At 68.9% G+C, this 18,270-nt stretch carries 17 protein-coding genes; 15 read left to right on the top strand and 2 right to left on the bottom strand.

The window, feature by feature from the left end:
* Positions 1 to 54: 54 nt before the first annotated feature.
* Positions 55 to 1,419 carry a DUF349 domain-containing protein gene (locus SOM10_RS03020; RefSeq protein WP_320489742.1) on the bottom strand — a complete coding sequence of 455 codons (1,365 nt, stop codon included), beginning with the start codon at positions 1,417 to 1,419 and terminating at the stop codon, positions 55 to 57.
* A 209-nt stretch (positions 1,420 to 1,628) separates the two neighbouring features.
* Between SOM10_RS03020 and nirB the strand changes: the two genes are divergently transcribed.
* Genes nirB through SOM10_RS03000 form a run of 4 tightly spaced genes read left to right on the top strand, consistent with a single transcriptional unit; the run spans position 1,629 to position 6,461 of the window.
* Entirely contained in the window at positions 1,629 to 4,208 is a 2,580-nt protein-coding gene (gene nirB / locus SOM10_RS03015) for a nitrite reductase large subunit NirB (protein ID WP_320488340.1), read from the top strand.
* Complete coding sequence (gene nirD, locus SOM10_RS03010; protein ID WP_320488339.1) at positions 4,205 to 4,573, top strand: nitrite reductase small subunit NirD; 369 nt, start codon at positions 4,205 to 4,207, stop codon at positions 4,571 to 4,573. The genes nirB and nirD overlap by 4 nt, the downstream gene beginning before the upstream one ends.
* Positions 4,570 to 5,337, top strand: a complete 768-nt coding sequence (gene cobA, locus SOM10_RS03005) for a uroporphyrinogen-III C-methyltransferase (RefSeq protein ID WP_053096161.1) — start codon at positions 4,570 to 4,572, stop codon at positions 5,335 to 5,337. The genes nirD and cobA overlap by 4 nt, the downstream gene beginning before the upstream one ends.
* Positions 5,334 to 6,461, top strand: a complete 1,128-nt coding sequence (locus tag SOM10_RS03000; RefSeq protein ID WP_053096159.1) for a uroporphyrinogen-III synthase — start codon at positions 5,334 to 5,336, stop codon at positions 6,459 to 6,461. Before cobA ends, SOM10_RS03000 begins: the two co-directional genes overlap by 4 nt.
* Positions 6,462 to 6,526: 65 nt before the next feature.
* On the opposite strand, the gene SOM10_RS02995 is transcribed toward SOM10_RS03000, so the two are convergent.
* On the bottom strand, positions 6,527 to 6,823 hold the full coding sequence (locus SOM10_RS02995; RefSeq protein WP_320488338.1) for a hypothetical protein: 297 nt from the start codon (positions 6,821 to 6,823) through the stop codon (positions 6,527 to 6,529).
* Between the two features lie 112 nt (positions 6,824 to 6,935).
* Here SOM10_RS02995 and SOM10_RS02990 point away from each other — a divergent pair, with 112 nt between their 5' ends.
* The 11 genes from SOM10_RS02990 (at position 6,936) to SOM10_RS02940 (ending at position 18,218) form a co-directional block, all read left to right on the top strand.
* The gene (locus SOM10_RS02990) at positions 6,936 to 8,267 is read left to right on the top strand and encodes a replication-associated recombination protein A (RefSeq protein ID WP_082297813.1); all 1,332 of its coding nucleotides are present in this window, start codon (positions 6,936 to 6,938) and stop codon (positions 8,265 to 8,267) included.
* Positions 8,268 to 8,428: 161 nt separating this feature from the next.
* On the top strand, positions 8,429 to 9,058 hold the full coding sequence (gene rpsD, locus SOM10_RS02985) for a 30S ribosomal protein S4 (RefSeq protein WP_052677824.1): 630 nt from the start codon (positions 8,429 to 8,431) through the stop codon (positions 9,056 to 9,058).
* Positions 9,059 to 9,164: 106 nt separating this feature from the next.
* On the top strand, positions 9,165 to 9,353 hold the full coding sequence (locus SOM10_RS02980) for a hypothetical protein (protein WP_053096155.1): 189 nt from the start codon (positions 9,165 to 9,167) through the stop codon (positions 9,351 to 9,353).
* 79 nt (positions 9,354 to 9,432) lie between these two features.
* Complete coding sequence (gene alaS, locus SOM10_RS02975; RefSeq protein WP_053096153.1) at positions 9,433 to 12,093, top strand: alanine--tRNA ligase; 2,661 nt, start codon at positions 9,433 to 9,435, stop codon at positions 12,091 to 12,093.
* Positions 12,090 to 12,566 carry a Holliday junction resolvase RuvX gene (gene ruvX / locus SOM10_RS02970; protein ID WP_053096151.1) on the top strand — a complete coding sequence of 159 codons (477 nt, stop codon included), beginning with the start codon at positions 12,090 to 12,092 and terminating at the stop codon, positions 12,564 to 12,566. The genes alaS and ruvX overlap by 4 nt, the downstream gene beginning before the upstream one ends.
* Positions 12,566 to 14,104 carry an endolytic transglycosylase MltG gene (mltG, locus tag SOM10_RS02965; RefSeq protein ID WP_320488335.1) on the top strand — a complete coding sequence of 513 codons (1,539 nt, stop codon included), beginning with the start codon at positions 12,566 to 12,568 and terminating at the stop codon, positions 14,102 to 14,104. The genes ruvX and mltG overlap by 1 nt, the downstream gene beginning before the upstream one ends.
* Positions 14,101 to 14,913 (top strand): shikimate dehydrogenase, encoded by an 813-nt coding sequence (locus SOM10_RS02960; RefSeq protein ID WP_320488334.1) that lies wholly within the window; start codon positions 14,101 to 14,103, stop codon positions 14,911 to 14,913. Before mltG ends, SOM10_RS02960 begins: the two co-directional genes overlap by 4 nt.
* 54 nt (positions 14,914 to 14,967) lie before the next feature.
* Positions 14,968 to 16,197, top strand: coding sequence for a chorismate synthase (gene aroC / locus SOM10_RS02955; protein WP_320488333.1), 1,230 nt, complete (start codon positions 14,968 to 14,970; stop codon positions 16,195 to 16,197).
* A complete protein-coding gene (locus SOM10_RS02950; protein ID WP_320488332.1) occupies positions 16,181 to 16,699 on the top strand; it encodes a shikimate kinase in 519 nt (172 codons plus the stop codon). The genes aroC and SOM10_RS02950 overlap by 17 nt, the downstream gene beginning before the upstream one ends.
* The gene (gene aroB, locus SOM10_RS02945) at positions 16,696 to 17,784 is read left to right on the top strand and encodes a 3-dehydroquinate synthase (RefSeq protein WP_320488330.1); all 1,089 of its coding nucleotides are present in this window, start codon (positions 16,696 to 16,698) and stop codon (positions 17,782 to 17,784) included. Before SOM10_RS02950 ends, aroB begins: the two co-directional genes overlap by 4 nt.
* On the top strand, positions 17,781 to 18,218 hold the full coding sequence (locus SOM10_RS02940; protein WP_320488329.1) for a type II 3-dehydroquinate dehydratase: 438 nt from the start codon (positions 17,781 to 17,783) through the stop codon (positions 18,216 to 18,218). The genes aroB and SOM10_RS02940 overlap by 4 nt, the downstream gene beginning before the upstream one ends.
* The last annotated feature ends 52 nt before the right edge of the window (positions 18,219 to 18,270 follow it).

Here is an 18,270-nt window from a genome sequence, read left to right as displayed (position 1 = left end):
GTCTGGCGCGGTGCATCCCGCGTACTGATTCGATCCGGAGATCTGTGGAGAAGGTCAGCCGCCGAGGGCGTTGAGCCAGGTGCGGCGCGCTTCGAGAGCATCCGCCGCGGTCTTGGCGGCCTTCTTGTCTCCCGACTTCTCTGCGGCGGCCAGCTCGGACTCGAGCTTCTCGATCGCGTCGAGCAGCTGCGAGCTCATGTCGTTGGCGCGTGCCTTGGTCTCGGGGTTGTTCTTCTTCCAGTCGACCTCTTCGCGTGCCTTGAGCGCCTGCTCGATCACACGGAGACGATCGTCGAGAGCGCGCTCCTTCTCGCGGGGGAAGATGCGGCCGATCTCATCCCACTGGCGCTGGATGCCGGTGAGCAGCGCGCGGGCGCGCTTGATGTTCGGCTCGTCTGCGACTGCCTTGGCCTCTTCGAGAAGGGCCTGACGTGCTTCGATCTTCGGAACGGAGTCCGCCTCTTCAGCCGCCGACTGCTCGGCACGAGCGGAGTACAGCGCGTCGCCGGCTGCCTTGAATCGCGCCCAGAGCGCGTCGTCGGCCTTGCGACCAGCGCGACCGGCGGCCTTCCACTCGTCGAGCAGACTGCGATACGCGGGGATGCCGTCGACTCCGCGAGGAGCGAGAGCCTCCGCGCGCTCGACCAGCCGCGTCTTGGCGTCACGAGCGGTCTTGTGGGTGTCGTCGAGCTCGGAGTAGAACGCGCGGCGTGCCTTGTCGACGGTGCCGCGCGCGTCACGGAACCGCTTCCAGAGCTGCTGGGACACCCCCTTCGACAGACGAGGGCCGTTCTGCTGCTGCGCCTGCCACGCGTCGAAGAGTTCGCCGAGCTCGGCGGTCACCTGCTTCCACTGCACCTTCGAGAGGTCGCGGGCTGCGATCGCCTCGGCGCGCTCGACGAGAGCCGTGCGCTCGGCGATGGCCTTGTCGACCAGCTCCTTGGCCTGCTGGGCCTCCTGAGCGGTCGCCTCGGAGAGCGAGGAGACCAGGGTGTTCAGACGCTCACGGAGTCCGGCGAGGTCGCCCACAGCGGCAGCGTCGGTGGCCTCGGTGAGAAGATGACCGGCCTGCTTGACCAGGTCACCCGCAGACGCGCCGCCGGCCTGGTGACGCTGCTCGAGCGTGTGCACCTTGAACGCGATGTCTTCGTACTTGCGCACGAAGTAAGCGAGTGCCTCGTCGGGGGTGCCGTCGGGATACTGCCCGACCACGCGCCACTCGTCGCCCTCGCGAACCTCGACCGTGCCGTCTTCGGCGACACGGCCCCACTTCGCTGCCTCGGCACTCGATGCGGAGGTCGCGGGCGATGCTGCGGCTGCGGGAGTCGCTGCAGTGGGCTTGGTCAGCTTTCGCGGCAGCGGCGCTGCCGGGGGAGCGGGAATGGGGGGAGTCGGCTTGGACGGCTCAGACACGGTGATTCTCCTTGCGCGGTAGGGCCCGCGGGAGGCGGAAAGGACGAGCTTCAGCCTAGTACGAGAGCGAGGTTGCAGTGTGGTCGTCGAATCTCACAATGGCCGTTACCGTTCTGTGAGCGAATCGTTCGACGCACGAAACACCGCGCGTCACATGCGGGAAACACCAGGCTCCTATCGTCGCCATCACGACGTCCCCCGGCGATTGGAGCAACATGAGCGAGGTCCTCCTCACACCCCAGGAGATCGTGGTGGTCGGTGCAGGGATGGTCGCGCATCGATTCGTGGAGAGCCTGATCAGCCGGACCGAGACGCCGATGCATGTGACGGTGATCGGAGACGAGGCCCGTCGACCGTACGATCGGGTCGGACTCACCGGGTTCTTCTCGGGGGCGACTCCCGAGGAGCTCGAACTCGATCGCTCGGTGTTCGACGACTTCCGCGTGCGATTCCTCGCCGACGACAGAGTGCTGCGGATCGATCGCTCGGCCCGCACCGTCACGACGAGGTCGCGCACGAGCATCCCGTACGACACCCTGGTGCTGGCGACCGGCTCCTACGCCGCGAAGGTCGCCGTGGACGGTGCGGACCTGCCCGGCTGCTTCGTCTATCGCACACTCGACGACGTCCAGGGCCTCAAGGACTTCGTCGAGCGGCGAGGACGCATGCTCGGTCGTCCGCTGCGCGGCGCGGTGATCGGCGGAGGGCTCCTCGGGCTCGAGGCCGCCGGTGCTCTGCAGGGAATGGATGTCGACGCCACCGTCGTGCAGTACTCCGATCGCCTGATGTCCGCTCAGCTCGACTCAGCGGGTGGAGGGATGCTCAAGCGTCTGCTCGAAGCGCGTGGCATCTCGGTGCGCACCGGATCGAGGACGACTCGGCTGGACCCGGATGACTCCGGCGCGGTCACGGCGCTCGAGTTCCAGGACGGATCGATCGAACGGGCGGACGTCGTGGTCTTCACCGTCGGCGTGCGTCCCCGGGACGAGCTGGCGCGCAATGCGGAGATGCAGGTGGACCCCCGCGGCGGTGTGATCATCGACGATCGGTGCTCGACGTCCGACCCCCACATCCTGGCGATCGGCGAGGTCGCCAACTTCGACGGTCGCTGCGTCGGACTGGTGGCTCCCGGATACGCCATGGCAGAGGTGGCGGCGACGCGCCTGCTCGGAGGCGATGCGGCGTTCCCCGGCTACGACGACTCCTCCAAGCTGAAGCTCTCGGGTGTCGATGTCGCGAGCTTCGGCGATGCGATGGCCACGACTCCCCATGCGCTCGACGTCGTCTATGCGGATCCTGTCGCCGGTGTCTATAAGAAGCTCGTGCTGTCGGATGACGCTCAGACGCTGCTCGGTGGGATCCTCGTCGGCGATGCGGCGGCCTACGGCGCGCTGCGTCCCCTCGTCGGCGCGAAGCTCGGCGCCGACCCGGCCGCCTACCTGCTGCCGGAAGGCGGGAACGAGGCTCCTGGTGGCGAGCTGCCGGATGAGGCCGTGGTCTGCTCGTGCTCGAATGTGACCGCCGGGCGCATCCGCCGGGCAGTGCACGACGAGGGGTGCACGGACGCCGCCGCGGTGAAGGGCTGCACGAAGGCCGGGGCGACCTGCGGATCCTGCGTGCTGATGGTGAAGAAGGTCGTGGGGCAGGAGCTCACCAAGCTCGGCCAGACCGTGTCGCATGCCCTCTGTGAGCACTTCGATCTCTCGCGCCGCCAGCTCTTCGACGCGGTACGGGTGGCTCAGCTCACGACGTTCAGTGGCATCGTCGAGCGCTTCGGGCGCGGCCGAGGGTGCGACATCTGCAAGCCGGCGATCGCCAGCATCCTCTCGGTGCTCGTGGGCGCGCACGTGCTCGACGGCGAGAACGCCACGCTGCAGGACACCAACGACCACGTGATGGCCAACATGCAGAAGGACGGCACGTACTCCGTCGTCCCGCGGATGGCCGGTGGCGAGGTCACCCCGGAGGGACTGATCGCGATCGGGCAGATCGCGAAGGACTTCGCGCTGTACACGAAGATCACCGGCGGGCAGCGGATCGACATGTTCGGAGCGCGGCTCGAGCAGCTTCCGGTGATCTGGCAGCGTCTGGTCGACGCGGGCTTCGAGTCGGGGCAGGCGTACGGCAAGTCGCTGCGCACGGTGAAGTCGTGCGTCGGGTCGACGTGGTGCCGCTATGGCGTCCTCGACGCGGTCGGCATGGCCGTCAAGCTCGAACTGCGCTATCGGGGGCTCCGTGCTCCCCACAAGCTCAAGCTCGGCGTCTCGGGCTGCGCTCGTGAATGCGCGGAGGCGCGGGGCAAGGACGTGGGAGTCATCGCCACCGAGACGGGGTGGAACATGTATGTCGGCGGCAACGGCGGCTTCACGCCGCGGCACGCGCAGCTGCTCGCGTCGGACCTCGACGACGAGGGTCTCATCAGGGCCATCGACCGCTTCTTCATGTACTACATCCGCACCGCCGATCGTCTGCAGCGCACGGCTCCCTGGTGCGAGGAGCTCGAGGGCGGACTCGACGGGCTGCGGAGTGTGATCTTCGACGACAGCCTGGGCATCTGCGCCGACCTCGATGCCTCGATGGCGCAGCACGTCGATCGCTACGAGGACGAATGGGCGGCCACCCTCGCTGACCCCGTGAAGCTCGAACGGTTCCGGTCGTTCGTCAACGCGGCCGATACGGCGGATCCGTCACTCGCCTATGTCTCTGAGCGCGGGCAGATCCGCCCGGCGTCGCCGGAGGAGCGTCGCGCCGGAGGCATCCTGATCGCCGGAACCGCTCTGGAGGTGCGCCGATGACCGTCGCGATGGACTCCACCACGCATGTGCGGGTATGCACGCTCGAGGACCTCGAGGTCGAACGAGGGCGAGCCGCTCTCTTGGACGGACAGCAGGTGGCGCTGTTCCTCCTCTCGGACGGCACCGTGCTCGCAGTCGACAATCTCGACCCGTTCAGCGGAGCCAACGTCATCTCCCGCGGGATCGTGGGAAGTCGTGGGGATGTCCCCACGGTCGCATCCCCACTTCACAAGCAGATCTTCGATCTCCGCACCGGCGAGTGCATCGAGAACCACGGCAAGCCCCCCGCAGCACTGCGGGTGTGGCCGGTCGCGATCGACGACGGCGTCGTGTACGTCCGGATGCCGGAGAGCGTCGGATCATGAGGCGGACGCGTGTGGGCAGGGTCGACCTCGTCGGCGGTGGGCCGGGTCCCGCCGACCTCATGACGGTGCGCGCCTATCGCCTGCTGATGGCGGCCGACGTCGTGGTCGCCGATCGCCTCGGTCCGTTCGCGGAGCTCCGGAACGAGCTCCCGTCCCACGTCGAGGTCATCGATGTCGGCAAACGCCCGGGTCACCACCCCGTCCCTCAGCACGAGATCGATGCCCTCCTCGTCGAACGCGCCCTCGCCGGCCACCGCGTGGTGCGGCTGAAAGGCGGCGATCCCTTCGTGCTCGGTCGCGGGGGAGAAGAGGTTCTCGCGTGTGAGGCCGCCGGTGTGCCGGTCAGTGTGACCCCGGGCGTGAGCAGCGCGATCTCGGTGCCTCAGGCCGCGGGGATCCCGGTGACCCATCGCGGCGTCGCGTCAGCGGTGCACATCATCAACGGGCACGGCGACCTCACCCCGAGTGCGCTCGCATCTCTGTCCGATCCGACGGTCACCACCGTCGTCCTGATGGGCGTGGCCTCGCTGCCTCGCCTCGCAGCCTCGGCCGCGTCGCACGGGGTGTCCGGCGACATCCCTGTGGCGATCGTCGAGAACGGTCACACCGAACGACAGCGGACCATCCGCAGCACCCTGGCGACGGCGGCGCAGGACGCGGCCGCTGCGCAGGTCGTGAACCCGTCCGTCATCGTGATCGGCGAGGTGGCTCGCGCGGGACTGCTGCTGCCGACGAGGGCGATGATCGCGGAGAGCGCCACATGACGACCGCGCGCACGCTCGACTCGGCGCTGGCCGGATGCACGATCATCGTCGCCGCAGACCGCCGCTCGATCGACCTGGCGACAGCCCTCGAGCGTCGCGGTGCGGTGGTCCATCGCGCGCCGGCGCTGAGCATCGTCACCAACTCCGACGACGCGCAGCTTCTCGCCCGCACCGAGCAGGTGATCGCCGCTCCTCCGGACATCGTGATCGTCACCACGGGCGTCGGGTTTCGCGGATGGATGGATGCCGCGCACGAGCACGGCCTCGACGGACAGCTCGACGCGGCACTGCAGGGCGCGCACTTCGTCGCACGGGGACCCAAGGCGCACGGCGCGATCCAGCAGGCGGGTTTCACGGCTGACTGGGTCGCCGAATCCGAGACGTCGGCCGAGGTCGGCGAGTACCTCCTCGCCTCCGGGGTCGCGGGCAAGCGGATCCTCGTGCAGCATCATGGCGCCGGATCGGACGGCCTCGACGAGTTGCTGGCGGATGCCGGAGCCGAGGTGCTGAGCATCACGGTCTACCGGTGGGGGCCGCCGCCGGATCCTGAGGTGGTGCGGCGTTCGGCATTGCAGGCGGCGGCCGGCGAGGCGGACGCCGTGCTGTTCACCTCGGCACCGGGAGCGGCGTCGTGGATCGCGGTGGCAGAGGAGTCCGGCGCGCTCGAGCGCATCAGGAGACGCGCGGAGTCGGGCCGCCTCCTCCTGGCGTGCGTGGGCCCGATCACGGCCGCGCCGCTGCACGGCGCGAACCTCCGCACCACGATCGCCGACCGGGGGCGACTCGGATCCCTCGCTCGAACGGTCATCGCGCATTTCGGCGGCGGGAGGGCACCGTCACTCCCGACCGACGCGGGTCTGGTCGAGGTACGCAGCGGCGGAGTCCTCGTGGACGGCGTGTTCATCCCGCTCTCGCGGTCGGCTGCCGCCTTGATCGAGGCGCTCGCCTCTGCGGGCGGGCGTGTGCTCTCGCGCGCCGAGCTCGGGGGCGTTCTCCCCGGCGCCGAGCGCAACGGACATGCGGTCGAGGTGGCCGTCGCACGGCTGCGGGAGGCTCTCGGCGGCAACGAACTCGTGCACACGGTGGTGAAACGCGGCTACCGCCTGGCGGTCACCGAGTACTGAGCGAGGTGCGCGCGGGGGAGTGCGGGCAGTGAACGCCCGTGTCCGCCACCCACAGGGACCGTGGTCTATCCGGCGGGGGCCTCAGTGGGTGCAGGCTCCGGCGTCGCGGGGTCTGTCGGCACGGGCGCCTCCGTCGGCTCGACGGTAGGCGTGGGCGAGGGGGCCGGGGGATTCACCTGCGCGTGAACGACCTGGCTCACCACGGCTCCGGCGACGATGAGCACTCCGGCGACGACGGCGATCGTGTTGTCGCGGGTGCGACGCCGGATCTGACCCTCATGCCACGTCTTGCGGGCGGTGTGCAGACGTGCGCGCTCCACCTCGGTGCGCGACTGCTGCGTGCTCTTCCCGCGTCCGGCCATTGCGTGCTCCCTTACTGGGCGTGAATGTGCAACGTCGCCTGAGAGCCTACCGTCGAGATCGCGTCACGCCGTTCCCACCCGAAGTGTCGGTCCCCCGCGTTAGCCTGGACGGATGACCTCCGCCTCCGCACTGCTCTCCGGGCAGACGCCTCTCGCCGTGCGAATGCGCCCCGTGTCGCTCGATGAGGTCGCCGGTCAGAAGCACCTGCTGCGCGCGGGTTCCCCGATCGTCGCACTCGCCGACCCTGCCGCGACATCCCCGGGTGCCGTCTCGATCATCCTGTGGGGTCCGCCCGGCACCGGCAAGACCACTCTGGCGCAGGCGATCGCACGCTCATCGGGCCGCCGGTTCGTCGAGCTCTCCGCGATCACCGCCGGCGTGAAGGACGTGCGCGAGGTCATGCAGGAGGCGATCACCCAGCGCGACCTCTATGGCCAGACGACGATCCTCTTCCTCGATGAGATCCATCGGTTCACCAAGGCGCAGCAGGACGCCCTGCTCCCGGGCGTCGAGAACGGCTGGGTGCTGCTGATCGCGGCGACCACCGAGAATCCCTCGTTCTCGGTGATCTCGCCGTTGATGTCGCGATCGCTGCTCCTCACGCTTCAGCCGCTGACGGATGACGACATCGGGCTCCTGGTCGATCGGGCGGTGACCGATGCGCGCGGACTCAATGGCGCGGTCACCCTGGCCGACGACGCGCGCGCGGCGCTGATCCGGCTGGCGTCGGGCGATGCGCGGCGTGCGCTCACCGGACTCGAGGCGGCAGCGGCCGTAGCCCTCTCGAAGGGGGAAGAAGGCGCGGTGCCCGCCGCGACGGCGGACGACGTCGCTCAGGCCGTCGACAAGGCGCTGCTGCGATACGACCGCCAGGGAGACGAGCACTACGACGTCATCAGCGCGTTCATCAAGTCGATCCGAGGATCCGACCCGGATGCGGCCCTGCACTATCTCGCGCGGATGATCGAGGCGGGGGAGGACCCTCGCTTCATCGCTCGGCGCCTGGTCATCTCGGCCTCCGAGGACGTGGGCCTCGCCGACCCGCAGGCGCTCTCCATCGCGGTCGCGGCCGCGGACGCCGTCGCGTTCATCGGAATGCCGGAGGGGCGGATCCCGCTCGCCGAAGCGACCGTCTATCTGGCCACGACAGCCAAATCGAATGCGGCGTACGTGGGAATCGACCAGGCGATCGCCGACATCCGCTCCGGGGGGTTCGGACGCGTCCCGCTGCATCTGCGAGACGCGCACTATCCGGGCGCGAAGCGGCTCGGTCACGGCCGGGGATACGTCTACCCGCACGACAGCGAGTTCGGCATCCTGCCGCAGCAGTACCTCCCTGACGAACTGCGCGGAAAGCGGTACTACGAACCCAAGAACCTGGGTGCCGAGCGCGACATCTCGGCTCGCCTCGAGCGCATCAGACGCATCCTCGACGGGCGCTGACGCGAATCTGTTAGACTTGATCGGCTCGAAACCGTGTTTTCGGGCATCTCCTCGTTCACACCACACCTTGCTGGCGCCCCGGCGTGCGCTCCAAGGCAGAACGCGGACGATACGTCCGTGAGTCGTGAAAGACGCGACCACGTCATCGGAAGGAACACTTCGTGACCACGAAGTCCCAGGACCGCCGCAAGGTACGTCTGAGCCGTGCCCTCGGCATCCCGCTCACCCCGAAGGCCGCCCGCTACCTCGAGAAGCGTCCCTACGCTCCGGGTGAGCACGGCCGCACCAAGCGCAAGGCAGACAGCGACTACGCCGTCCGTCTGCGTGAGAAGCAGCGTCTGCGCGAGCAGTACGGCATCCGCGAGAAGCAGATGCGCAACACGTTCAACGAGGCTCGCCGTCAGGACGGCCTGACCGGTGAGAACCTGGTCGAGCTGCTCGAGATGCGTCTCGACGCCCTCGTCGTGCGTTCGGGCTTCGCCCGCACCACCGCGCAGGCTCGTCAGCTCGTCGTGCACCGTCACATCCTCGTCGACGGTCAGCTCGTCGACCGCCCGTCCTTCCGCGTGAAGCCGGGTCAGCTCATCCACGTCAAGGCCAAGAGCGAGGGCACCGAGCCCTTCCAGGTCGCAGCGGCCGGCGGTCACGCCGAGGTCCTGCCTCCCGTTCCCGGCTACCTCGAGGTCGAGCTCGACAAGCTCCAGGCTCGCCTGGTTCGTCGCCCGAAGCGCGCCGAGGTCCCCGTGACCTGTGAAGTGCAGCTCGTCGTCGAGTACTACGCAGCTCGCTGAGTTCCAGCTTTTCCGCAGAAGGCGTCGGGGTCACCCGACGCCTTCTGTCGTTTGCGCATACGATGGTGACACCGCGCCTTCGCGGGTCAGAGGCAAGGATGACGACATGAAGAACGTGCTGTGGTTCCTGATCGGTGTGATCGGCGGATTCGTCGCTGCGCATTTCATGAACAAGGACCCGCGCGGTCACGACATCCTCGCCGAGGTCGACGCTCGCTTCAACGAGTTCACCGGCATCATCGGCGACTCGTACCGCGAGCAGCAGGCGCGACTCGTAGACCCCGCGGACGACTGATCGCGCGCGGTCTCCCGGCCGCTGCCGCATCATCGTCCCGCCCTTCCACACCCTGTACGCAAGGACACCTGGCACCCCTATGAAAACTGCGGAGATCGCGCAGCGCTATCTCGACTTCTTCGAGAAGAACGACCACGTCATCGTCCCCTCGGCCTCTCTGGTCAGCGACGATCCGTCGCTGCTGTTCACGGTCGCCGGAATGGTGCCGATGATCCCGTACCTCACCGGAGTCGTGCCCGCGCCGCACCCGCGCATCGCGGACCTGCAGAAGTGCATCCGCACCAACGACATCGAAGAAGTCGGGAAGACCGCGCGTCACGGCACCTTCTTCCAGATGATGGGCAACTGGTCCTTCGGCGACTACTTCAAAGAGGGCGCGATCCGCTACGCGTGGGAGCTGCTGACGAGCTCGGAGGCAGACGGCGGCCTCGGTTTCGACGAGAAGGACCTCTGGGTCACCGTCTACGAGACCGACGACGAGGCTGAGGCCATCTGGCGCGACATCATCGGCCTGAAGCCGGAGCGCATCCAGCGTCTGGGGCGTGCGGACAACTACTGGAACACCGGTCAGCCCGGTCCCGGTGGCCCCGACAGCGAGATCTTCTTCGACCGAGGTCCCGCGTACGGCAAGGACGGCGGCCCCGCGGCCGACGACTCGCGGTTCCTCGAGATCTGGAACCTCGTGTTCATGCAGGACTTCATCGACAACATCCGCGGCAAGACCGAGTTCGACATCGTGGGCGAGCTGCCCCAGAAGAACATCGACACCGGCATGGGACTCGAGCGCGTCGCGTTCCTCAAGCAGGGCGTCGAGAACATGTACGAGACGGATCAGGTGCGCCCGGTCCTCGATCGCGCGGTCGAGCTCTCCGGCCGCCGTTACGGTGCCGTCCACGAAGACGACGTGCGCTTCCGTGTCGTGGCCGACCACGTGCGCTCGTCCCTCATGCTGCTGTCCGACGGCGTCCGCCCGTCCAATGAGGGCCGCGGATACATCCTCCGCCGCCTCATGCGGCGCACGGTGCGCTCGATGCGTCTGCTCGGCGTCGACGAGCCGGTCTTCCCCGAGCTCTTCGCCACGTCCCGTGATGCCATGAAGTCGGCATACCCGGTGCTCGAGAAGGAATGGTCGACTCTCTCGGCCTCCGCCTTCGCCGAGGAGGAGACCTTCCGGCGCACTCTGGCGCAGGGGTCGACGATCCTCGATCTCGCTCTGGACGAGACGAAGAAGGGCGGCGGGGCGGCGCTGAGCGGCTCCGAGGCGTTCCTGCTGCACGACACGTACGGCTTCCCGATCGATCTCACGCTCGAGGTCGCTGAGGAAGCAGGTCTCGCGGTCGACCGTGAGGCGTTCGACACCCTGATGCAGGAGCAGCGCTCGCGCGCCAAGGCGGACGCTCGCAACCGCAAGCGTCAGCTCGCGGACGTCTCGGTGTACCGCGATCTCCGTGCGCTGGGCGAGACGGGCTTCGACGGCTACTCCGAGCTGGAGGTCGACTCGCGCATCCTCGGCATCCTGGTCGACGGGCAGCCGGCCCGCACCGCCTCAGAGGGGCAGATCGCCGAGGTCGTGCTCGCCGAGACGACTCTCTACGCCGAGTCCGGCGGTCAGGTCGCCGACAAGGGCGTCATCGTCGGGCCGGGCTACGAGCTCGAGGTGCTCGATGTGCAGCGTCCGGTGCCCGGTCTGATCAGCCACACGGTCGAGGTCACTCGCGGGGCTGTAGCCGTGGACGACCCCGCGACCACGGTCGTCGACGCCGCCAACCGACGCGCCGCCAGGCAGGCGCACTCGGCGACGCACCTCGTGCATGCGGCGCTGCGTGACACGCTCGGACCGACCGCCACGCAGGCCGGTTCGCTCAACCGTGCCGGGTACATGCGTTTCGACTTCTCGTGGTCTCAGGCTCTCTCGGCCGACACGCGCACCGAGATCGAGGAGATCACCAACCGCGCGGTCAACGACGCCCTCGAGGTCACGACTCGCATCGTGACGCTCGACGAGGCGAAGGAGGCCGGTGCTATGGCGCTCTTCGGCGAGAAGTACGGCGACGTCGTGCGGATGGTCGACATCGGCGGTCCGTGGTCGCGCGAACTCTGCGCGGGCACGCACGTCACCACGAGTGCCGAGATCGGCCTCGTCAGCGTCGTCGGCGAGTCGTCGGTCGGCGCGTCGAACCGCCGCATCGAGGCCCTGGTCGGCCAGGACGCGTTCCGCGAGCTCGCTGCAGAACGCGCGCTCGTGTCGCAGCTGACCACCTCGCTCAAGACCCCTCGCGACCAGCTCGCCGAGCGCATCGCGGATCTCTCCGCCAACCTCAAGGCGGCCGAGAAGCGCATCGCCCAGTTCGAGTCCAAGGAGCGCGCGGGCCGTGTCCCGGCCATCGCCGATGCCGCGAACCGCGTCGGCGCGTTCCGTGTGGCCGCGCAGTCGCTCGGTGAGGTGGCGTCGGCCGACGATGTGCGCGAGCTCGTCCTCGGCGTCCGCGACCGTCTCGGTTCCGACCCCGCCGTCGTCGCTCTCGGCGCGGTCGTGAACGGACGCCCGGTGGTGGTCGTCGCGACGAACGATGCCGCACGCACCGCCGGAGCGAAGGCCGGTGCCCTCGCGAAGCGCGCCGCCTCCGTACTCGGCGGCGGCGGCGGAGGTCGTGACGACGTCGCTCAGGGTGGTGGCACGGATGTCGCCGCCCTGCAGGCAGCGCTCGAGGCCGTGTCGCAGGAGCTGCAGTCAGCGTGAGCGGCTTCCGCCGCGGCGTGCGGCTCGGTGTCGATGTCGGGCGTGCCCGGGTCGGCGTCGCCCGCTGCGATCCGGACGGCATGCTCGCGGTGCCGGTCGAGACCGTGCAGCGCAACGACACGTCGATCGACAGGATCGCCGCGATCGCCGAGGACTTCGACGTGCTCGAGTTCGTGGTCGGGCTGCCGGTCAATCTGCAGGGCGCCGATACCGCGTCGACGACGGACGCTCGCGAGTTCGCAGCGGCTCTGCAGGCGCAGACGGGCACTCCCGTCCGGCTCGTCGACGAGCGCCTCAGCACCGTCACCGCACACGCCGCTCTGCGTTCTTCGGGCAGAACACAGAAGAAGTCTCGTAGCATTGTGGATCAGATCGCCGCGGTGATCCTGCTGCAGCAGGCGATCGACACGGAGAAGAGCACCGGAAACCCGCCCGGTGCCACGATTCCGCTCGACGAGGAGTCCCCCCGATAATGCCCGAACGCGAGAGCGCTTCGCCTCAGCACGATCCGGATGCCCGTCTGGGCGATCTGTTCGAGAACCTTCCCGACCCGTCGCCGCAGATCCCGACGGTCGACAACACCCCGCCCGCTCCAGGGTCGCGCCGGGCGGCGCGTGAAGCCGCGGCTGCGCAGCCGGGGGCTCCGGCCGGGCCAGACAGCACCCCCGCGGACCGCTCGTCGTCGGACGATGCGTCGACCAGGGCGATGCCCGCACTGTCCGCGGACGAGCCCGTTGCCGCCCGACTTTCCGAAAGCGAGTCCTCCGTCGGCGAGGCGGCCGCGGACCGAGCCGAATCCGGCTCGGGGTCGGAAGCATCTGCCGGCGCCGCGGTGGGCGCCGCGTCGGGGAGCGCGGCAGCAGGCGGACGCCTCGAAGACCTCTTCCACGCGCATCCGGAACACGATGCCGGCCACCCAGCGCCCGCGAAGAAGAAGCGCCGCACGGGCTGCCTGGTGGCGCTCGTCATCGTCCTCGCCGTGATCGGCGGCATCGTCGGCGCGGGATTCTGGGCGTGGGGCACCTACGGCGACAAGGTCAGCGAGGCGCTCGGATGGGGCGACCCCAAGGACTGGGAGCCCGGGCTCGCATCCGGCGAGGTGCTCGTCACCATCCATGAGGGCGACACCGGCGCTCCCGTGTCCACCGCGCTCTACGAAGCGGGCGTCACGCGCACGGAGGACGTCTTCTACGACTACCTGGTCACCGAGAACGTCGCGGTCACCTTCTATCCGGGCATCTACAGCCTGAAGGAGAAGATGACAGCCGAGGCGGCGCTCGAGGCGCTGCAGGACCCCGCCAACAAACGCGAGAACTCTGCGAGCGTGGGCGAGGGCGCGACCATCGAATCCTCCCTGCCCGACATGGCCGAATCGCTCGGCATGCCCATCGAGGAGCTCCAGGCGGCGGTCGACGCCGACCCTGCGACCTACGGCGTGACCGCGCAGAGCCTCGAGGGGTGGCTGTTCCCGGCCGTCTACACGTTCGATCCGGGAGTCACCGCCACCCAGGTCATCCAGCGGATGGTCGACCGCACGAAGGAATCGCTGACAGAGGCCGGGGTGCCGGCGGAGGACGCTCAACGCGTTCTCACGATCGCCTCGATCATCCAACGTGAGGGCCTCACCGCAGACTTCCCGAAGGTGTCTCGTGTGATCGAGAACCGCCTCGACATCGACATGAAGCTGCAGATGGACTCGACGGCGCAGTACGGCTACGGTTCGCTGCACGAGGGCGTCGTGTCGAGTTCGGCGGAGGCGCTCGAGGACGACAATCCTTGGAACACCTACGTGCACACCGGCCTGCCGGTCACGCCGATCGCGAGCCCGAGCTTCGCTGCGATCGACGCGGCGATGCACCCCGCAGACGGCCCCTGGCTCTACTTCGTGACGACGAACCTCGCCACCGGAGAGACCCAGTTCTCGGTCACCTACGAGGAGCACCTCCAGGGAGTCGAGAAATGGGAGCAGTGGTGTCAGGAGAACCCCGACGGGGGTTGCTCGGCCGGATGAGCTCCCCGCGGCTCGCAGTCTGGGGCGACCCGATCGCGCACTCCAAGTCTCCGCAGCTGCACGCGGCCGCCTACCGTGCGCTGGGCCTCGATTGGGAGTACACGCGTCGCCAGGTCGACGACGTGGCGTTCGACACGACTCTGGCCACTCTGGACGATTCGTGGCGGGGGCTCTCGCTCACGATGCCGCTGAAGGAGAAGGCGCACAGCGCGTCGTTCACGCACGACCGCTATGCCGACCTCACCGGAGCAGTGAACACGCTGCTGCTCACCGACGGCATCCGCGGCTTCAACACCGATGTCGGCGGGATCCTCGACGCCCTGGGCGAGCAGGACCTTCGGGGAATCGGTGATGTCCGCATCCTCGGCGCCGGCGCCACGGCATCCTCGGCTCTGGTCGCGTGCGTCGAGGCCGGGGCCCGCACTGTCGATGTGAGGGCGCGCCGTCCCGAACGGGCAGCCGGACTGGTGGCTCTCGGACGGAGACTCGGCGTCTCGATCACGGCCTCGACGTTCGATGCCGACGCCGACGATGTCGGGCTCACCGTCGCGACGCTCCCCGGAGGCTCCGTGCTGGACGAGGCGACGTCAGCGCGCCTCAGCGAGAGCGGGGGCGCGCTGTTCGACGTCGCGTACTCACCCTGGCCGTCGGCGCTCGCATCGGTGTGGCGCGGGGGGCGGGCCGTCTCCGGGGAGGCGATGCTGCTGCGTCAGGCCGTGCGCCAGATCCGCATCTTCCTGCACGGAGACCAGAGCGTTCCGCTCCCCACGGAGGAGGTCGTGGTCGCCGCGATGGAAGCCGCCCTGTAGTCACCGGCCGTCACGCGGCACGATCCGAGGCGAAACGCGTGGGAGACTAGACCAATGCTCCGCGTGCTCACGGCCGGCGAATCGCACGGCCCAGAACTCATTGCCGTCATGGAGGGTCTGCCTTCGGGCGTCCCGGTGTCCTCCGAGGCGATCCAGGCCGATCTCGCACGACGCAAACTCGGCTACGGTCGAGGCTCCCGCATGAAGTTCGAGCAGGACGAGCTGACGATCTCGGGCGGCGTCCGCCACGGCAAGACGCTCGGAAGCCCGATCGCTCTTCGCATCGGCAACACGGAGTGGCCGAAGTGGATCGAGGTCATGAACCCGGAGCCGGTCGAGCTGACAGACAGGTCGCGTGGCCGGAGCGCACCGCTGACCCGCCCGCGGCCGGGACACGCCGATCTCGTCGGCATGCAGAAGTACGACTTCGACGAGGCTCGCCCCATCCTCGAACGTGCCAGCGCCCGAGAGACGGCGGCCAGGGTGGCGCTCGGCGCCATCGCGCGGTCGTTCCTCGGCGAGCTGGGCATCCGTCTCGTCAGCCACACCCTCTCGATCGGCCCGGTGCGCGTGCCCGACAGCGCCGCACTGCCGACCCCGGACGACGTGGACCGGTTGGACGCCGATCCGCTGCGCTGCTTCGACGCGTCGACCTCCGCCCTGATGGTGGCCGAGGTCGATGACGCGAAGAAGGACGGCGACACGCTCGGCGGGATCGTCGAGGTGCTCGCCTACGGTCTTCCGCCCGGACTCGGCTCGCACGTCCACTGGGATCGCCGTCTGGACGCGCGGCTGGCGCAGGCTCTCATGAGCATCCAGGCCATCAAGGGCGTGGAGGTCGGCGACGGCTTCGAGACCACACGACGACGCGGATCCGCGGCTCACGACGAGCTGTTCGCGACGGCAGACGGCATCTCGCGCGGCTCCGACCGCGCCGGAGGCACCGAGGGAGGGATGTCGACGGGTACGGTGTTGCGCGTCCGTGCGGGCATGAAGCCGATCGCCACCGTGCCGCACGCGCTGCGCACGATCGACATCGCGTCCGGCGAGGATGCCACGGCGCACCATCAGCGATCCGACGTGTGCGCCGTGCCTGCGGCAGGCGTCGTGGCCGAGGCCATGGTCGCCGTCGAGCTCGCCAACGCCGTGCTCGAGAAGTTCGGCGGCGACAGCATCGGCGAGACGCGCCGCAACCTCGACGCCTACCTCGCTGCGATCCCGGCCGAGCTGCGGACGACGCCTGCGTCCGAGGCGGCGCTCATCGCGCATGACGAGCGCGGCTGACCTGCTGTCGCTGGTGCTCGTCGGCCCGATGGCGGCGGGCAAGACCAGCGTCGGTCGTCGTGTCGCGCGCAAGCTCGGCGTCCCGTTCGTCGACACGGACAAGCGGGTGGTCGCGGTGCACGGCCCGATCCCCCTGATCTTCGAGGAGCACGGGGAGTCGCATTTCCGCGCGCTCGAACGGGCCGAGGTCGCAGAGGCGCTGCGTGCGGGCGGCGTGATCTCGCTGGGCGGGGGAGCGGTGACCGACCCTGAGACCAGGAGGCTGCTGCTCGACCACCCGGTCGTCTTCCTGACGGTCACCCCCGCAGCGGTGGCTGACCGCATACAGAGCGGCGGCCGACCGCTGCTCGCGGGCGACGACCCCGTCGGGCGATGGACGCAGATCTTCGAAGAACGTCGAGACTGGTATGACGAGGTGGCATCCGTGACGTTCGACACGTCGCGGCGCCCCATGCAGCGCATCGCCGACGACATCGCGGCGTGGAGGAGAGAACTGGGATGACTACGACAACCATCAGCGTGACGGGCGAGAACCCCTACGACATCGCCATCGGGCGGGGGATCCTCGATCAGGTGTCCGCGGCACTCGATCCCGGAGTCCGCAAGGTGCTGGTCGTCCACCCGCCGACCCTGGCCGCGCGTGCGGCAGAGCTTCGTGACAGGCTGCTCGCCGATGTCGAGAACGGTCCGCGGGAGGTCCTGCTCGCCGAGGTGCCGGATGCCGAGCAGGGCAAGCGCATCGAGGTCGCCGCCTTCTGCTGGCAGGTCATGGGGCAGGCCGACTTCACGCGCTCGGACGCGGTCGTCGGATACGGCGGAGGCGCCGTGACCGACCTCGCCGGATTCGTCGCGGCGACCTGGCTTCGCGGCGTGCAGCTCGTGCAGGTGCCCACCACCGTGCTCGGCCTCGTCGATGCCTCCGTGGGCGGCAAGACGGGGATCAACACCGCTGAGGGCAAGAACCTCGTCGGAGCGTTCTGGGCTCCCCGTGCGGTGATCGGCGATCTCGACGAGCTGGCGAGCCTCAGCCCGAACGAGGCGACCGCCGGATTCGCCGAGGTGGTGAAGGCGGGGTTCATCTGGGCACCGGAGATCCTCGACATCATCGAAGCCGATCCGGTGCGCGCCGTCGACTCGACCACACCGGAGTTCCGGCGTGCGGTCGAGCTCGCGATCGACATGAAGGCCCAGGTCGTCTCGGACGACTTCCGCGAGGCGGGGCAGCGCGAGATCCTCAACTACGGCCATACGCTCGGCCACGCCATCGAGCATGCCGAGCGCTACCGCTGGCGCCACGGCGCGGCGATCTCGATCGGCATGCTGTACGCCGCCGAGCTGTCGCGTCTCGCGGGGCGACTGTCCGACTCCGCAGCCGAGCGCCACCGCACGGTCCTCGAGTCGCTGGGCCTTCCGACCGTCTACCGTGCCGGTGCGTGGCCGCAGCTGCTGGCGACGATGCAGCGCGACAAGAAGAGCCGCGGCGGCATGCTGCGCTTCATCCTCCTCGACGACATCGCGAAGCCCACCGTGCTGCAGGCACCCGATGAGTCGCTGCTCTTCGCCGCGTACCAGGAGATCGGCGAATGACACGCTGCATCCTGCTCGTCAACGGGCCGAACCTCAACCTGCTCGGCAGTCGCGAGCCCGAGGTCTACGGCACGGCGACGCTCGCCGATGTGGAGCGACTCACCGCTGAGGCGGCCGCAGCCGAGGGCTTCGAGATCCGCGCTGTGCAGAGCAATCACGAGGGTGTGCTGATCGACGAGATCCATGCCGCGCGCGCGGACTGCGCGGCGATCATCATCAATCCGGGCGGGCTCACGCACACGAGCGTGTCGCTGCGCGATGCGCTCACGGGAGTCGCGCTGCCGTTCGCCGAGGTGCACATCTCCGACGTGTACGCACGTGAGGAGTTCCGGCACCACTCGTACCTGCACGATGTCGCTGCGGTGCGGGTCATCGGCGAGGGTGTCGACGGCTACGCGAGCGCTGTGCGGCAGCTCGCAGCGCTGATCCCGTAGAATCGACTCTCGGCCCACCCCAGTCCAGACCGGACGCGAGCGGCCCCCAGAC

The sequence above is a fragment of the Microbacterium sp. CFBP9023 genome (assembly GCF_034045055.1).
Taxonomy (GTDB): domain Bacteria; phylum Actinomycetota; class Actinomycetes; order Actinomycetales; family Microbacteriaceae; genus Microbacterium.
This window is presented reverse-complemented; position numbering and strand designations above follow the sequence as displayed.

Bases quoted from the DNA above. Each gene is read 5' to 3' on its own strand.
- nirB (WP_320488340.1), top strand. From the start codon at position 1,629: ATGAGCGAGGTCCTCCTCACACCCCAGGAGATCGTGGTGGTCGGTGCA.
- nirD (WP_320488339.1), top strand. From the start codon at position 4,205: ATGACCGTCGCGATGGACTCCACCACGCATGTGCGGGTATGCACGCTC.
- cobA (WP_053096161.1), top strand. From the start codon at position 4,570: ATGAGGCGGACGCGTGTGGGCAGGGTCGACCTCGTCGGCGGTGGGCCG.
- SOM10_RS03000 (WP_053096159.1), top strand. From the start codon at position 5,334: ATGACGACCGCGCGCACGCTCGACTCGGCGCTGGCCGGATGCACGATC.
- SOM10_RS02995 (WP_320488338.1), bottom strand. From the start codon at position 6,823: ATGGCCGGACGCGGGAAGAGCACGCAGCAGTCGCGCACCGAGGTGGAG.
- SOM10_RS02990 (WP_082297813.1), top strand. From the start codon at position 6,936: ATGACCTCCGCCTCCGCACTGCTCTCCGGGCAGACGCCTCTCGCCGTG.
- SOM10_RS02980 (WP_053096155.1), top strand. From the start codon at position 9,165: ATGAAGAACGTGCTGTGGTTCCTGATCGGTGTGATCGGCGGATTCGTC.
- alaS (WP_053096153.1), top strand. From the start codon at position 9,433: ATGAAAACTGCGGAGATCGCGCAGCGCTATCTCGACTTCTTCGAGAAG.
- mltG (WP_320488335.1), top strand. From the start codon at position 12,566: ATGCCCGAACGCGAGAGCGCTTCGCCTCAGCACGATCCGGATGCCCGT.
- SOM10_RS02960 (WP_320488334.1), top strand. From the start codon at position 14,101: ATGAGCTCCCCGCGGCTCGCAGTCTGGGGCGACCCGATCGCGCACTCC.
- aroC (WP_320488333.1), top strand. From the start codon at position 14,968: ATGCTCCGCGTGCTCACGGCCGGCGAATCGCACGGCCCAGAACTCATT.
- SOM10_RS02950 (WP_320488332.1), top strand. From the start codon at position 16,181: ATGACGAGCGCGGCTGACCTGCTGTCGCTGGTGCTCGTCGGCCCGATG.
- aroB (WP_320488330.1), top strand. From the start codon at position 16,696: ATGACTACGACAACCATCAGCGTGACGGGCGAGAACCCCTACGACATC.
- SOM10_RS02940 (WP_320488329.1), top strand. From the start codon at position 17,781: ATGACACGCTGCATCCTGCTCGTCAACGGGCCGAACCTCAACCTGCTC.